The organism is Mariniflexile ostreae, assembly GCF_042427585.1.
Classification (GTDB): domain Bacteria; phylum Bacteroidota; class Bacteroidia; order Flavobacteriales; family Flavobacteriaceae; genus Pseudalgibacter; species Pseudalgibacter ostreae.
Genome location: NZ_JBHMFC010000007.1, coordinates 19,353 through 34,447, shown reverse-complemented (window position 1 = coordinate 34,447; position 15,095 = coordinate 19,353). Strand labels below are relative to the sequence as shown.

Here is a 15,095-nt window from a genome sequence, read left to right as displayed (position 1 = left end):
ATCACTAAAAATAAAACAAAAAAAATGAGCTATTATAGCCCACTTTTTTTATAAAGTAATATTGGGATTTATTGAATTATTTTCTCATATTCCCTACCTTCTGAATGAAGTACTAATTTATAACGCCCCTCATTCAATCTACTCAGTTTGAATACTTTTTTTATATCTTGGATGTTTTCTATGTTTTCAGAATATACCAGTTCAAAATCATTCCCTTCCGCAAAGAACATATCTATTTTTAAAGGCGCTTTATTTACCGTTAATTGGGTAACATACACTATATCGTCCTTAATTCTAACAAAAGGTTTAAAAATGGTTTTTTCTTCTTCTTTTTTAAAAGAAACAAGACTAGCGTTTACGGAAAAAGGAATAATACTGATTTCCATATCCTTATCTAATTCAAAAATATAAGAACCATTTGGAAGAGATGTTAAATCAAACCCTTTAGTGTACACACCTTCCTTTTGAATGTGCTCTTTATATAAAACAATACCGTTATCATCCTTAATTGATAATAAATTCCCCTTCTTTACATTTAAAGTCAGTGAGATTTTTTCAGCTTCATTTTTAATAGTAAATAATGAAACTTCATGCGCAGAACTTAACAAGGTAGCTAGCAATGTTACCATCAAGATTCCTTTCTTTGAGTACTTAATTACATTTTTCATAAGTTGTTTTTTTTAATGTTCAACACTGCAAATATAGAACAGAATACCACCTCATAAAACATTGATATTGATGGATTTATATGCTATTTTATCTGTTAATTTTACATCAAATTTAGGTTAATTTAAAACATATTTTTTAGCCATTTAAATAGCATTTATTAAAGAGGTGTTTTTTGTTTGAGAATAAAAAAGTGATAAGACTTAACCTTCGTACAGTTAGCATCTATTTTATGGGATAACATAAATTATGCTCTATTAAAGTAATAAATACCGCAGCTTTTTTTTACTTTAAAAATATAAACACCTTAAGCGGATATAACTCAAATGGCGATGCTAAGTGACCTGGTTATTTAAAAAAATAACGGTAACGTTTACATCTTTCATATATTCCAATTATCTTTAAAATTAACAATATAGACCCTACGATTACCAAACCATGTATAAACAATATAGATCACAAAAATTTATTATTTCAAAAAACGGAATAATATAGAAACAAAAAAAGTGGGCCACCACAGCCCACTTTTACAAACTAAACTAAACTAAACTAAACTAAATGATATTAACTAAAAGTTAATGTGCTTTACAAATACTCTACCTGATATGGTATAGATTATTTTATATTGTCCTTTTTGAAGTTCCGATAATTCATAAACCCTTTCAGCAGGATTAGCGTCTTTTATTATTTCAGAATTTATCAATTCATAAACACCAGATGCGCCTTCATAAAAAAGTTCTATTTTAAGGGGTTCTAGATTTTTTGAAATTTTTGAAATAGACAATACATTATTCTCCAATGCTGTTGCAGGCATATGAATTATAGATTCCTTTTCTTTATCAAAAACAACATTGTTTTTATTTACAGAAAAAGGAATAATTTCTATCTTATTGTAGCCATATAGCTCAAAGAAATAGTCTCCATTAGGAAGCTCTGCCAGATCAAAATCTTTACTGTAATTACCAGTGCTCATGATAACTTCATTATAAAGAGCAAAACCTAAATCATCTTTAATAGATACAAATTCACCTTTTACTACATTTTCTATAACTAAAGCAGTTTCTTTATTTCCTTTTTTAACTAATAACGCAGAAGGCTCATTTGCATAACTCATCGAAGCAGTCATTAAGACTACCATTACCATAATTGTTTTAATTGTTTTCATAATTTTGTATGTATTAACATTCAACGGTGCAAATGTATAACCGATTACCTCCTTAAAAAACATCTAATTTGGCTACTTTATATGCTATCTTACCTGTTAAATAGATGTTAAATAGATGTTAAGTTAAAATAGCACACGTTTAAGGTAATTAAATACACAAAGTATGAATAATAATCTGTAATTTTGTATTTAAATTTTGTAAGTAATGAAGAACAAGAAGCCTACTTTAAGAAAGTTAAGTCCAACTTTTGGAAGTTCTATAATAGTAAAACAACATATTGAAAGTGTTGACAGAAGTGGCGCCTATTGGCATTTTCACCCCGAACTTGAACTTATATATATAAATAAAGGACAAGGGAAAACCCATATTGGAAACCATTTATCCTATTTTAACAATAGCCAGCTCATCTTAATAGGATCGAACTTGCCGCATAATGGTTTTACAGATCGACTTACGGCCAATGGCTCTGAAACCACCGTACAGTTTAAAGCTGATTTTTTAGGAAACGATTTTATTAGTATCCCCGAGATGACAAATGTGGTTGCTTTATTTGATCGTGCCAAGAAAGGAATACGGTTTAAAATGGAAACCAAGGCTGTTATAGGCCCTAAAATTGATAAATTACTAAGCTATGAAGGCTTAGAGCGCGTTATAAAGTTTTTAGAAATCCTTAATCATTTAGCATTAACAGACGATTACTCTTTATTAAATGCGGACGGATTTGCTTTTGAAGCAGAAGCACAAGACAGCGCCAAAATTGCTGTTGTATTTAAATATGTAAATAAAAATTTTCAAAAACACATTACTTTAGATGAAATTGCAAACGAAGTAAGCATGACCATTCCTGCTTTTTGTAGATACTTTAAAAAAGCTACAGGAAAAACCTTTACACAGCTGGTAAATGAGTATCGTGTTGTACATGCCACTAAGTTATTAAATGAAAGCCAAATGAGTATTGCCGATATATGCTTTGAGTGTGGTTTTAATAACTTCTCCCATTTCAATAAGCAGTTTAATGAAATTACAGGAAAAAGTGCGTCCAATTATAGAAAAGAAATAAAAATGATTATTCAATAATCCTTATAATTTGGAATTACTAGAGCACTTAATAAGCGTTTAAATCATGCCGTTCCACTCTTTATAAAATCGATCTAGAAATTGCTCCATAAATTCGTGCCTTTTTACAGCGATTTGTTTCGCTGTATCCGTGTTCATCTTGTTCTTTAAGAGCAGAAGCTTTTCGTAAAAATGATTAATGGTTGGTGCTGTAGACGCCTTATACTCAGCTTTAGTCATATTAAGATTAACCTTTATAGCAGGATTATAGAGCGGTCTGTTTTTAAAACCACCATAATTAAAAGTACGTGCAATACCAATAGCTCCCATAGCATCTAATCTATCGGCATCTTGGATAACGTCCAGCTCTGCAGAATGGTATTTCAAAACCTCATGCCCGCCTTTAAAGGAAACATGCGCAATAATATTTATAACATGCTCGATAACCTCCCGATCAACATTTAAATGGGATAAAAATTTATAAGCTTTTTTAGGACCAATAGTTTCGTCGCCGTGATGAAACTTACTATCGGCAATGTCGTGCAACAAAGCACCCAATGCCACCACAAACACATCTACATTTTCTTTTTCTGAAATAAGTAAAGCATTTTTATAAACACGCTCTGTATGAAACCAATCATGGCCACCTTCAGCATTCACAAGGGCTTGCTGTACAAACTTTTTTGTTTCACTAATTATTTCGTCTTGGCTCATGCTGCATTAAAAATAAAAAATTCCTTTCTTAGTAGAAAGGAATTAATTTACAAATTTAATAGGTTCTTGTTTATTTTACAATTGCTGGATTTACCCATTTAAATTGATAAGAGTTTTCTGGAATTTTAATGCGATCTGCCAAACGCAACATTCTGGATGGCAACTTCATTAAATAATCACGTGCTTTCTCTGCTTCATCATCAAGGTTTGTTATTTTATCAATTTCCCAACGGTCAATTAATTTTTGCAAGATATCCACATAGTCTTTAGAGGTATATACTCCAATTCGCTGTGCAGTATTTGAAAACTCTTCAAAAGCAGTTCCTATCTTATCGCCAGATTCTCTTAAAAAATGTGCTGGCATTGTTATTTTTTGCTTCATCATATAATGGAATGCCATCATCATCTGGCTAGGATCCACTTTAAAAATACGGTCTACAAAATCGGAATATGCATGATGATGTCTCATTTCATCACCAGAAATAATCTGGCACATCTTCCCTAATTGTTTGTTTCCGGTCTTTCTTGCTATTTTAGCAACACGATTATGAGAGATATAAGTCGCCAGCTCTTGAAAACTGGTGTAAACAAAGTTTTTATAAGGATCTCTATCTGTACCGATATCAAATCCATCTGCAATTAAATGCTGAGTAGTAACCTCTATTTCGCGCATGTTTACACGACCGGAGAGGTATAGGTATTTATTAAGTACATCGCCATGCCTATTTTCCTCTGCCGTCCATTGCCTTACCCATTTAGACCAACCGTTTTGGCCGTTAACTTGATCCACGCCTTCTACGTCCATTAACCAAGATTCGTAAGTTGGCAAAGCTTCCTCGGTAATCATATCGCCCACTAAAACCACCCAAAAATCATAAGGTAATTCTTTTGAAAGCTCTCTTATTTCTTCAATTTGATTATAAAATTGATCACTATCAGGGTTTGGCAAAAAATCTGTGGGTTGCCATATTTTTTCTGGTTCTATTAAATATTTTTCGATTAAAGTTTCTACGTCTTTCTCTAAAAACTTCATAACCTCTAACCTAACATTCTTTAAAGACATAATATTTTTTTTAAGGGTTTATATGTTTTTTTATAGTAGCTTCAATATGATGGATAAGCACTTCGGTATTTGCAAAGGTATCTATTTTTACTGGTTTGTGAACAGTAAATGTAATATGTGCCCCTAATCCCATGGGGAATTTACCATATTTTAAAGTTTTCCATGAATTGTTTATTGTTAAGGGCAGCACTATCGCCGATGGTATTTTTTTAAACAATACCTCCAAGCCTTTTGTTTGAAAAGGTTTAGGCGTGCCATCCTGACTTCGCGTACCTTCTGGAAAAATAACAGCAGCATGCTTGTTTTTTTCAATATACTCCCCAAACTTAATAAGTGCCGGAATAGCTTGACGCGGGTTCTTTCTATCAATCAAAACAGACCCACCATGGGTTAAGTTGTAGGATACACTGGGAATACCTTTTCCCAATTCAATTTTACTGATAAATTTAGGGTGATACCTTCGCATAAACCAATGCATAGGCGAAATATCATTCATACTTTGATGGTTAGAAACAATAATTACAGGTCGATCAGGTGGAATTTCATAAGGGTTAAAATATGAAAAACGCGTTCCTATAATATGCAAACATCGCATCAGGCACAAGTTCATGATATCTACACATTTCTTATGTGCCTGATAGCCAAATAGATTAAAGCAAATCCACTGTATGGGGTGAAACACCAAAATAGTAATACCAAAACATAGTATATAAACTGCCGATAAAGGGTAGGACAAAAATTTCATCATACCTCAAAAATAACAAAAACAAGCATTCAATAACTAGGAACACAAATGTTATTTTCGCAGGTTATGTTTACAGGAGGTTCTAGAAACGCACAATCTGAAACAATCCCCCACTTTGTATTAAAAGCAGCCTCTTTAGTATTGTATAGTTCAATTAAAGTTTTTAGTTTTTCTTCGTCAATAGAAGTCGTATATAACAAGTAACGCCACGGTCCTCCACAGGGTTTACTACCAAATGCAATATATTTACAAGTGGTAGACTTATCACATATCGATGTGTTTATCAAAGTTTCAATTTTAGATTTTAAACTTTTAAGTTCGGCTTGTTCTACTTCTTGAGTTTTATTTGCATCATCACCTTCGCACTGAAAGGTTATTAACGCGAAACAAAGGGTTAAAATACTTAAAAGGTGTTTTGGCATCATATAGTTTGTTTAAATGGTCTTTTATTTAATATACGCTTAGGTTCGTTCTTAAAATCTCATTTCTCATCTAGTTTCTGGGTGTTTTCAATCCCCAAAGCTGCCGCACTAATAATTAATGGCGAACCATTTAATAGATTCTATTTTGCAAGAGAGATCATATAAAAACAATACGCTTATAAATATTAACATTAAAAAAATTGTTTTATAAGGGTATCTATTTTATTTATAGATGTAAATTTCTACAAAAGGTTGCGTTATGCACATAAAAAAACCACGATGCAGTATCGTGGTTCCATTTTAATCTATAATTCAACACCTATTTAGCAATTTGCATTATAAGCATCTTTAAGGTTTTCTGCAATTAGTTCTGCTGCTCTGCCTTCAATATGATGACGTTCTAGAACATGCACCAATTCACCATCTTTAAACAAAGCCATACTTGGCGAACTTGGAGGAAATGGTAACATATGGCCTCTGGCCGCATCTACCGCTTCTTTATCAACTCCCGCAAAAACCGTTACAATATGGTCTGGCTTTTTGTCGTTTTGCAAACTCATACGAGCACCTGGGCGCGCATTGGCTGCCGCACAACCACAAACTGAATTAATCACGAGTAACGTCGTGCCTTTTTTCTCTAAAACCTCATCAACTGCTTGTGCAGTATGTAATTCTTCGAAACCAACTTTCGTTAAATCTTCGCGCATTGGTTTCACTAATTCTGCTGGATACATATGTTTTAAATTTTAATAATTAACGTCTTATACGGCAAAGATACCAATTGTACAATTAAACTAGGCTGCATTCTAAAAACAAATATCATCCTAATGGGCAACATCTCTTAAATAATCCATAAATTGATAGCCATGCACTTAATAAGATTTCTTCTTTTAAAAGAATGAATTTATATGTAGGTTTGACGTAATAAATAAAACTTACTTACATGAGTATTTCAAAATGGATAGGCGGGGCTATTGGATGGTCGTTTGGCGGCCCGATTGGCGCCATTATAGGATTGGCCATTGGTAGCATGGTGGATGCGTTTTCAGATGGAAAAAACAATCCATTTTTAGGAGAAGGTGAACAAACAAGAGGCCCTAGAAGACCACATTACGGATCACAATCATCACCACGCACACAATCTGGTGATTTTGAAGTAAGCTTATTAATACTCTCGTCTATAGTTATAAAAGCCGATGGCATACAAGACCAACGCGAACTGGATTTTGTACGCAATCAATTTGTAAGCATGTATGGAAAAGAGCGCGCAAACCAAGCATTTAGGTTATTCAAAAACATAAATAACCAAAATAACATTCCGATTAAACAAGTGTGCCTTCAGATAAAGACCATGATGGACCATCCATCTCGCTTACAACTTATGCATTTTCTATTTGGTATCGCAAAGGCAGATGGTATGGTTACAGATAATGAAGAACGCCAAATCCATAGTATTTCTGGTTTTTTAGGGATTAGCCAAAGAGACTATGAAAGCATTAAAGCCATGTTTTACAACAGTAGTGATAATGCTTACAAAATATTGGAAATTAACAAAGGGGCCACTGCAGAAGAGGTTAAGAAAGCTTATCGTACCATGGCTAAAAAATACCATCCCGACAAAGTGATCCATTTAGGTGAAGCGCATCGTAAAGGTGCTGAAGAAAAGTTCAGACAGGTTCAAACAGCATATGAACAAATACAAAAAGAACAAGGCTTTTAAAGCGTAATCGAGGCTTTTATGCCATTCAAAATGTTTAAGAGTTTTGTGTTAAAAGCTCCTAGCTTATCATTTTAGCATTTACGATTCGCCAAAAAACATTCCAGAATAGACTACGGCAATACCCAGTAACACGAGTATTATAATAATAAAAAGCATCGTTCCTTTAGTTATCTTATCTTTTTTTAAGATGTAATTTTTTTTATGGTCTTCTGCTTCTTTTACAAATTCGAAATCCTCTTTTTCATTTTCCATAATAGTTCTATTTAAATATCATACGTTAGGCAAACTCCTTACCGTAAAACTACGGACTAGAACTACATCCTTTTGTTTCTAATAAAGCAAACTTTAACTCTTTTGGAACACGCCCAAACTAGTTGAAATAATATAGATGGAATTTGAACAAAAAAAACCCGCTAGATATCTTTTATAGAACCAGCGGGTAGTCATTTTTTTTAAGGCCCGATTTTAAAACAAGCGCTTAATTAAGTTTTAAGGCCACATACAAACTAATATTACTGTTTTTACCATCTGGAAAAGTATAGTCTTGTCCTGCAAAAGTTCGTTCTTTACCAACTGTAGATAAGCCATAATTATATCTTAACCCAATACCAATGGCATCTAAATCTAAACCAACACCTGCAGAAAGGCCTACGTCAAATTTATTAAAATCATCATTATCTATTTCTTCTTCAAAATTAAAAGAACCACCATCTGTTTCATTTGAGATCTGAGAATCCACTAGATAAGCAAAATAAGGACCGGCATGTATATTAATGTTTTTAGCAACATTGAATTTTACTAAAACAGGCACTTCTACATAGTTTAATTTAAATTTTGCAGTTCCTGATGTTAATGCATTATCATAAACCAGCTCTGAACCTTTTCGAGAATACAATAGCTCTGGCTGAATGGCAATAAAGTCTGTTATTGGAAAACTAGCGTACAAACCGGCATTAAAACTGGTCAATACATTATTGTCGTCCACATCATCTGTATATAAATTAGAGAAGTTTACACCGCCCTTTACTCCAATTTGAGGGGTTAATGATTCGCTAACTTGTGCATTTAAAGAGGTTGTTAAACCAAGTGCCAGAAAAAAGGCCACTGAAATTTTTCCTAAATTTTTCATTATCTTTTTTTTAAAATTCTACACTACAAAGATGCCCAGGATATGCTGGGTATATGTTATATCATTTTTTAGATCACTTATAGAATTTCCATTTTTTGTTTAGGAATTATAATTATTTAGAAAAAAGCAAAAAAAAACCCTTGCTAATAAATAGCTAAGGATCTTTATTTGTTTTGAAACAACGACGCTTAAACGTATTAAAAGCTTTCTACATTCAAGATTTCAATTTTCTTTTCCCCATTCTTAAATGGCCAATCGATAACATCTCCAACTTTACGTCCAACAGTCGCTACAGCAACATCGCATAAAATAGAGAATTTTCTTTTCTTATTATTGACTTTGTTTGTAGAAACAAAAAAGTAATCTTCTTCTTTATTAGCGGTATGATCCTTGATTGTTACCTTACGATTTACAGTAACCACATCATTAGGTAAATCTTTACGCAATACCTGTTGGGCACTTTTCAATTCGGCAATCAAAAGCTCCTCTTCTTGTTTGGTTACTTTTTTTCTTCTTACGTGTTCTTTGATCATATCGTAAATCCCGGTAGTTAAAATAACATGCTCTGACATAATAATAGTTTTTTTTTGAAATTCTCTGTTTGAAACTTTTGCATTCGACTCAATACAAATAAACGCCATACAAAGGCATAGCGTGTTAATTGCAAAAAGCAAAGTCTAAAAGAAAATAAATGATTAAATTTTATTCTATAATTCGTGTAAAAAGCCCTGTCTTGAGTCCTGACAGGGTTTAGCAAATAAACTCTTTAGAATTTTTAAGGAAGATATCATCGTGTAAATACATCAATGACAACAACAGTCCTGAAGCATCTTCTTGCAAATATGGAAAACAACTTGTTATCATAAATCGTACTAATTTAGTACAAAGTTAATCTTTAAATTTGACATCTACAAAGTTGCGGATGCTTTATAAAATTAAAGGCAACTTACGGCCTAACAAAAACATAACAAATTAACAATTAAAGCATTACGACTTAACACGTTTAATTTTCAAAAACAAGTTTCGATTTCTCTTTTTCAACCGATAATCCTACTGTTCGGCCTAAAATTAAGGCACGATTGTCCTTTTCATGCCCCGCTGGCATGTTAAAAGCTACAGGAAAATCATACTCCGATAAAACATCTAAAATCAATTGTTCAATTGAAGCCCCCCAAAGGGTTGTGTTTTTTCTTATTTTATTAATATCGCCTACTAAAACGGCTTTACAATTATTAAAATATCCCGCCCGTTTTAAACTTTGCAACATCCGGTCGATATGATACTTATATTCGCCTATCTCTTCAATAAACAGTATTTTACCAGTAGTATCGATACTGGTATTAGACCCTAGCATACTATATAGGATGCTTAGATTTCCACCTACCAAAGGCCCTGTAACGGTTCCCGTTTTATTGTACGCAGAGCCTTTAAGTTCGTAAAATAATGGTTCCCCAAAAAGCGTAGCTTTAAACGTTTCAATAGTTTCTTTTATAGCCTCGGGGTTGTCTTGTAAACTTGTGCACATCATGGCATGAATACTTTCGACACCTTGGTTGTGTATTTGATTATGAAGGGCGGTAATATCTGAATAACCAATAACCCACTTTGGATTTTCTTTAAATTTGGAATACTCCAATTTATCTAATATTCGCACCGTGCCATAGCCTCCGCGTGCGCACCAAATTGCTTTAATCTTGGGGTCGTCCATAGCATTTTGAAAATCTTCACATCGTTCATCATCTGTTCCTGCAAAATGATGGGCTTGTGCAAAAACATGTTTTCCAATAACATAATGCAGCCCCCAACTTTTTAGTAATGCTTTAGCTTGTTCAATCTCCCTTGTTCTATGTTTTAAAATGCCCGATGGCGCAACAATGGCAACAGTATCACCTGCCACTAAATATGGTGGTTTTTTCAAAGTATAGTATTGGTTTTCAGGGTTTTGATTTTGTGAAATACTTGTTTTTGTTCCGAAGAAAAACACAAGACAAAACAGGCTTAATATAAATAGGGTTCGTGACATTATGTAAATGTACATTTTTTTTCTAAATAGCACTCAAAATGTGTACTTTTACGGCCTTAAAACAATCCGTCAATTTGATAAAAGCGTAGAACCTATTAAATTAAAATCTATTTTATAAGATTCTTTCACTACCCAATATTAAGGATTTATCAATATGGCGCCAAAATTTAATTTTACATTGATGAGTAAACCAAAACGTTATACTGTTACTGCAGCACTACCTTACACCAACGGCCCTATCCATATTGGGCATTTAGCAGGCGTGTATGTACCCGCCGATATTTATGTGCGCTATTTGCGTTTAACAGGTCATGATGTGGTTTTTATAGGCGGTAGTGATGAGCATGGGGTTCCCATTACCATAAAAGCAAAAAACGAAGGGGTTTCACCCCAAGATATTGTCGACAAATATCATGCTATTATTAAAAAATCGTTTGAAGATTTTGGTATTACTTATGATAATTATTCGCGCACCTCTGCCCAAGTCCATCACGACACTGCATCTGAGTTCTTTAAAACTTTAAATGAAAAAGGTGAATTTATTGAAGAAACCTCAGAGCAATTATACGACGAGAAAGCCAATCAGTTTTTGGCCGATCGTTTTGTAGTAGGCACTTGTCCGAAATGTGGAAATGAAGAAGCCTATGGCGATCAATGTGAAAAGTGCGGTACCAGTTTAAACGCTACAGATTTAATCCATCCAAAATCTGTATTAACAGGTAATGTCCCTACTTTAAAAGAAACGAAACACTGGTATTTACCTTTAGATAAACATGAAGCCTTTTTAAAAGAATGGATTCTGAAAGGCCATAAAAAAGACTGGAAGCCCAATGTTTACGGTCAAGTAAAATCATGGATCGACGATGGTCTACGCCCAAGGGCTGTAACCCGCGATCTAGATTGGGGCATTCCCGTTCCAGCACAAGGCGGTGAAGGCAAAGTGCTTTATGTTTGGTTTGATGCCCCTATTGGTTACATCTCGTCTACAAAAGAATGGGCTGCACGCGAAGGTAAAGACTGGGAGCCATATTGGAAAGACAAAGACACCAAATTGGTGCATTTTATTGGTAAAGACAATATTGTATTCCATTGTATCATTTTCCCGGCCATGCTTAAGGCAGAAGGCTCTTATATATTACCAGAAAATGTACCTGCAAACGAGTTTTTAAACTTAGAAGGCCATAAATTATCCACATCAAAAAATTGGGCGGTTTGGCTGCCAGAATATTTAGAAGAATTTCCAGACCAGCAAGATGTTTTACGTTATGTGCTAACGGCGAATGCTCCAGAAACGAAAGATAACGATTTTACTTGGAAAGATTTTCAAGCCAGAAACAATAATGAATTGGTGGCTATTTTTGGAAATTTTATAAATCGCGTAGTCGTATTGACCAATAAGTATTATGAAGGTATGGTACCAAAGCCTTCAGAGCTTTTAGAGGTGGATCAAAACACTCTAGCGGCCTTAAAAGCTTATCCAGATGTGATTGCAAGCTCCATCGAGCGGTATCGTTTTAGAGAAGCAGGGCAAGAGCTCATGAACCTCGCCAGATTAGGAAATAAATACTTAGCTGATGCCGAGCCTTGGAAAGTGATAAAAGAGGATGAAGAACGAACCAAAACCATTATGTATGTGGCGCTTCAAATAGCATCGGCATTGGCCACATTAAGCGAACCTTTTTTACCGTTCACTTCAACAAAATTAAAAGACATCTTAAAAATCAACTTTGGCGTCGAAACCTCTTGGAATGAAGTGAGTACAAAGGAAGCACTACTTCCTGCGGGCCATACCATAGGGGAAGCCAAATTGTTGTTTAGTAAAATAGAAGATGAAACCATTCAAAAACAACTCGACAAATTGGAAGCCAACAAAAAAGCCAATGAAGCTGCAAATAAAACCTTAACACCTCAAAAAGAAACTATTACATTTGAAGACTTTACCAAGTTGGATATGCGTGTGGGTACAATTATAGCAGCTGAAAAAATGCCGAAAACCAAAAAGCTTTTAGTTTTAAAAGTAGACACAGGTATAGATGTACGCACGATCGTATCGGGAATTGCAGAATGCTATTCTGCCGAAGACGTTATAGGAAAACGCGTTACGGTGTTAATAAATTTAGCACCAAGACCGTTACGCGGTGTAGAAAGCGAAGGTATGATTTTAATGACGGAGACACCAGAGGGTCATTTAGTGTTTGTAAACCCAGACACCTCCACTTCGTTTAACCACAGTGTAGCAAATGGATTGCAAATAAGTTAGGTATTCACTAACTTTACAAAAAAAACTATGTTATCAAAATCGATAGAAAAAGCATTAAATAACCAAATTAGAATTGAAGCAGAGTCTTCTCAAATATACTTAGCCATGGCGTGTTGGGCAGAAGTAAAAGGCCTGGAAGGTGTTGCAGGCTTTATGTACGACCAATCTAATGAAGAGCGCGATCATATGCTTAAATTGGTAAAATTTGTAAACGAACGTGGCGGCCACGCTCACATCTCTGAGTTAAAAGCACCCAATGTTACGTTTGATTCTTTTAAAGACATGTTCGAAATGCTTTTTAATCATGAGGTTTTTGTTTCTGAAAGCATTAACGAATTAGTACATATATCCCTTCAGGAAAAAGATTATGCATCCCATAATTTCTTGCAATGGTACGTTGCGGAACAAATTGAAGAAGAAGCAATGGCGCGAACCATTCTGGATAAAATCAATTTGATTGGTGATGATAAAGGAGGTTTATATTTATTCGACAGAGATATTCAACAATTAACAGTTAATTCTGCTTCTAATGATAGTACACTGTAATTTTTAACTTTAATTATTATTTAGATTAATTAAAAATAAGTTATTTTTGCCCAATCATTTATCAACACGATTTGTTTTGGGCAAAAAAAAACAAAAAAAAGCGATTAAAAAATTACAGAGCTTAGGCGTTATCACTTCAGATAAGGTAAAAAGTAGTTGCTGTAAAAAATATAAAAAAGGAGAACAGAAGCGTTGTAAAAAATGCCCTTGTTTTGACTTATTAAAAAAGGTAGCTTAAGCTTTATAGCTATTCCATTAGATAAATATTTTCTCTTCCCACTATGCAATACAATTTTAAATGGAAATATTGTAATCCTAATACATAATACTGTAACAAAAAATCTGCAATGATTTTTTAACTTTGTACCCATAACCAATTTCGAAAAAAAATGAAAAAATTTTTAATTCTATGCCTATCTATTGGACTACTATCTTGTGGTTCATCAAAAACTGTTAGAGATTCTAAAAAAGTCATTAAAGGCAGCTGGACGCTAAACTCCATCACTTATAGCAAAACCGGAAAATACAATGTTACACTTTTAAACGACACGTCTAAAGATTGTTTTGAAGGTAGTACATGGCAGTTTGTTCCTAATAATAATACGGGAACCTACTCGATTAATGAAGCCAGTTGTTCTACAGGCATGCGAAACTTTGTTTTTACAATACAAGAGGTAAATGCCGAAACTGGTTTTTATGATTTTCTATTAAAACCTACCGATGAAAAATATAGATCGGAAACCAATCAAGGTTTTAGATTGGAATTAAAATCATTATCCGATACCACGATGCAATGGCAACAAACCGTATCGGTTGACGGAACACCCTTTATAATTAACATGAACTTTATTAAAATTTAAAAATAGAACAATGAAAAAAAATATTAAAAAATTAGGGATTTTGCTTTTTGCATTTATTTTAGTTGCTGGATTTACGAACTGTAAATCTGTACAAAATGCCAATAATAAACAAAAAGGTGCTGTAATAGGTGCTGCCGGAGGTTCCATTTTAGGTGCTATTATAGGAAACAATTTAGGCAAAGGCGGTAAAGGCGAATTAGGTGCTGTAATAGGTGGCGTAGTTGGCGGTGGTGCTGGTGTTCTAATAGGAAACAAAATGGATAAACAAGCACAAAAAATTGAAGAAGAAATTCCTGGCGCACAAGTAGAGCGTGTAGATAACGGCATTGTACTTACTTTTGATGAAAATAGCGGTGTTTATTTCGCTACAGAAAAATATAATATAAACGAGGCTTCTAGGCAATCTCTAGATAAATTAGCATCTGTGTTTCAAGAATATCCAGATACGAACATTCTGATTGTTGGCCATACGGATAGTTCTGGTAATGATAGTTATAACATGACATTATCAAAAAATAGAGCTAATGCGGTTACCGATTATTTGAAAAACTCAAAAGGCATCAAAGCTTCTCGTCTTACTACACATTGGTTTGGGGAGGAACAACCTGTTGCAGACAATACCACTGCAGAAGGCCGTGCTAAAAACAGACGTGTGAACATTGCCATTGTTCCTAATGAAGACATGATCAATGAGGCTGAAAAAGAGTCTAATAATTAACAAACGG

Annotated in this window: 18 protein-coding genes; 7 read left to right on the top strand and 11 right to left on the bottom strand. The window is 33.9% G+C overall.

Annotation, left to right across the window (positions count from 1 at the left end; all coding sequences use genetic code 11):
• Positions 1-68: 68 nt before the first annotated feature.
• Both ACFFU9_RS02000 and ACFFU9_RS01995 read right to left on the bottom strand, forming a co-directional pair.
• A complete protein-coding gene (locus ACFFU9_RS02000) occupies positions 69-668 on the bottom strand; it encodes a hypothetical protein (protein WP_379859691.1) in 600 nt (199 codons plus the stop codon).
• A 566-nt stretch (positions 669-1,234) separates the two neighbouring features.
• A complete protein-coding gene (locus ACFFU9_RS01995) occupies positions 1,235-1,831 on the bottom strand; it encodes a hypothetical protein (RefSeq protein WP_379859690.1) in 597 nt (198 codons plus the stop codon).
• 205 nt (positions 1,832-2,036) lie between these two features.
• On the opposite strand from ACFFU9_RS01995, the gene ACFFU9_RS01990 reads away from it, so the two are divergent.
• Positions 2,037-2,909, top strand: coding sequence for an AraC family transcriptional regulator (locus ACFFU9_RS01990; protein ID WP_379859689.1), 873 nt, complete (start codon positions 2,037-2,039; stop codon positions 2,907-2,909).
• A gap of 39 nt (positions 2,910-2,948) precedes the next feature.
• Here the strand turns inward: ACFFU9_RS01990 and ACFFU9_RS01985 are convergent, their stop codons facing one another.
• From ACFFU9_RS01985 to ACFFU9_RS01965, 5 genes are all read right to left on the bottom strand, one after another.
• Positions 2,949-3,602 (bottom strand): HD domain-containing protein, encoded by a 654-nt coding sequence (locus ACFFU9_RS01985; RefSeq protein ID WP_379859688.1) that lies wholly within the window; start codon positions 3,600-3,602, stop codon positions 2,949-2,951.
• A 70-nt stretch (positions 3,603-3,672) separates the two neighbouring features.
• On the bottom strand, positions 3,673-4,665 hold the full coding sequence (locus ACFFU9_RS01980; RefSeq protein ID WP_379859687.1) for an acyl-ACP desaturase: 993 nt from the start codon (positions 4,663-4,665) through the stop codon (positions 3,673-3,675).
• 10 nt (positions 4,666-4,675) lie between these two features.
• Entirely contained in the window at positions 4,676-5,413 is a 738-nt protein-coding gene (locus ACFFU9_RS01975; RefSeq protein ID WP_379859686.1) for a lysophospholipid acyltransferase family protein, read from the bottom strand.
• A gap of 26 nt (positions 5,414-5,439) precedes the next feature.
• Positions 5,440-5,835, bottom strand: coding sequence for a hypothetical protein (locus ACFFU9_RS01970; protein WP_379859685.1), 396 nt, complete (start codon positions 5,833-5,835; stop codon positions 5,440-5,442).
• A 320-nt stretch (positions 5,836-6,155) separates the two neighbouring features.
• On the bottom strand, positions 6,156-6,566 hold the full coding sequence (locus tag ACFFU9_RS01965) for a BrxA/BrxB family bacilliredoxin (protein WP_379859684.1): 411 nt from the start codon (positions 6,564-6,566) through the stop codon (positions 6,156-6,158).
• A gap of 209 nt (positions 6,567-6,775) precedes the next feature.
• Between ACFFU9_RS01965 and ACFFU9_RS01960 the strand changes: the two genes are divergently transcribed.
• Complete coding sequence (locus tag ACFFU9_RS01960) at positions 6,776-7,552, top strand: TerB family tellurite resistance protein (protein WP_379859683.1); 777 nt, start codon at positions 6,776-6,778, stop codon at positions 7,550-7,552.
• Between the two features lie 78 nt (positions 7,553-7,630).
• On the opposite strand, the gene ACFFU9_RS01955 is transcribed toward ACFFU9_RS01960, so the two are convergent.
• From ACFFU9_RS01955 to ACFFU9_RS01940, 4 genes are all read right to left on the bottom strand, one after another.
• Positions 7,631-7,804, bottom strand: coding sequence for a hypothetical protein (locus ACFFU9_RS01955; protein WP_379859682.1), 174 nt, complete (start codon positions 7,802-7,804; stop codon positions 7,631-7,633).
• A gap of 226 nt (positions 7,805-8,030) precedes the next feature.
• Entirely contained in the window at positions 8,031-8,681 is a 651-nt protein-coding gene (locus ACFFU9_RS01950) for a porin family protein (protein ID WP_379859681.1), read from the bottom strand.
• Positions 8,682-8,878: 197 nt separating this feature from the next.
• Entirely contained in the window at positions 8,879-9,253 is a 375-nt protein-coding gene (locus ACFFU9_RS01945; RefSeq protein ID WP_379859680.1) for a GreA/GreB family elongation factor, read from the bottom strand.
• 431 nt (positions 9,254-9,684) lie between these two features.
• The gene (locus ACFFU9_RS01940; RefSeq protein ID WP_379859679.1) at positions 9,685-10,704 is read right to left on the bottom strand and encodes a S66 peptidase family protein; all 1,020 of its coding nucleotides are present in this window, start codon (positions 10,702-10,704) and stop codon (positions 9,685-9,687) included.
• A 181-nt stretch (positions 10,705-10,885) separates the two neighbouring features.
• Between ACFFU9_RS01940 and metG the strand changes: the two genes are divergently transcribed.
• The 5 genes from metG (at position 10,886) to ACFFU9_RS01915 (ending at position 15,088) form a co-directional block, all read left to right on the top strand.
• Positions 10,886-12,964, top strand: coding sequence for a methionine--tRNA ligase (gene metG, locus ACFFU9_RS01935; RefSeq protein ID WP_379859678.1), 2,079 nt, complete (start codon positions 10,886-10,888; stop codon positions 12,962-12,964).
• 27 nt (positions 12,965-12,991) lie between these two features.
• Positions 12,992-13,510: a ferritin gene (locus tag ACFFU9_RS01930; RefSeq protein WP_379859677.1), complete on the top strand. Its 519-nt coding sequence runs from the start codon at positions 12,992-12,994 to the stop codon at positions 13,508-13,510.
• Positions 13,511-13,586: 76 nt separating this feature from the next.
• Positions 13,587-13,748 carry a hypothetical protein gene (locus ACFFU9_RS01925; protein WP_379859675.1) on the top strand — a complete coding sequence of 54 codons (162 nt, stop codon included), beginning with the start codon at positions 13,587-13,589 and terminating at the stop codon, positions 13,746-13,748.
• Positions 13,749-13,899: 151 nt separating this feature from the next.
• On the top strand, positions 13,900-14,370 hold the full coding sequence (locus ACFFU9_RS01920) for a lipocalin family protein (RefSeq protein ID WP_379859674.1): 471 nt from the start codon (positions 13,900-13,902) through the stop codon (positions 14,368-14,370).
• 10 nt (positions 14,371-14,380) lie between these two features.
• On the top strand, positions 14,381-15,088 hold the full coding sequence (locus ACFFU9_RS01915) for a YiaD family glycine zipper/OmpA-like lipoprotein (RefSeq protein WP_379859673.1): 708 nt from the start codon (positions 14,381-14,383) through the stop codon (positions 15,086-15,088).
• Positions 15,089-15,095: the final 7 nt, after the last annotated feature.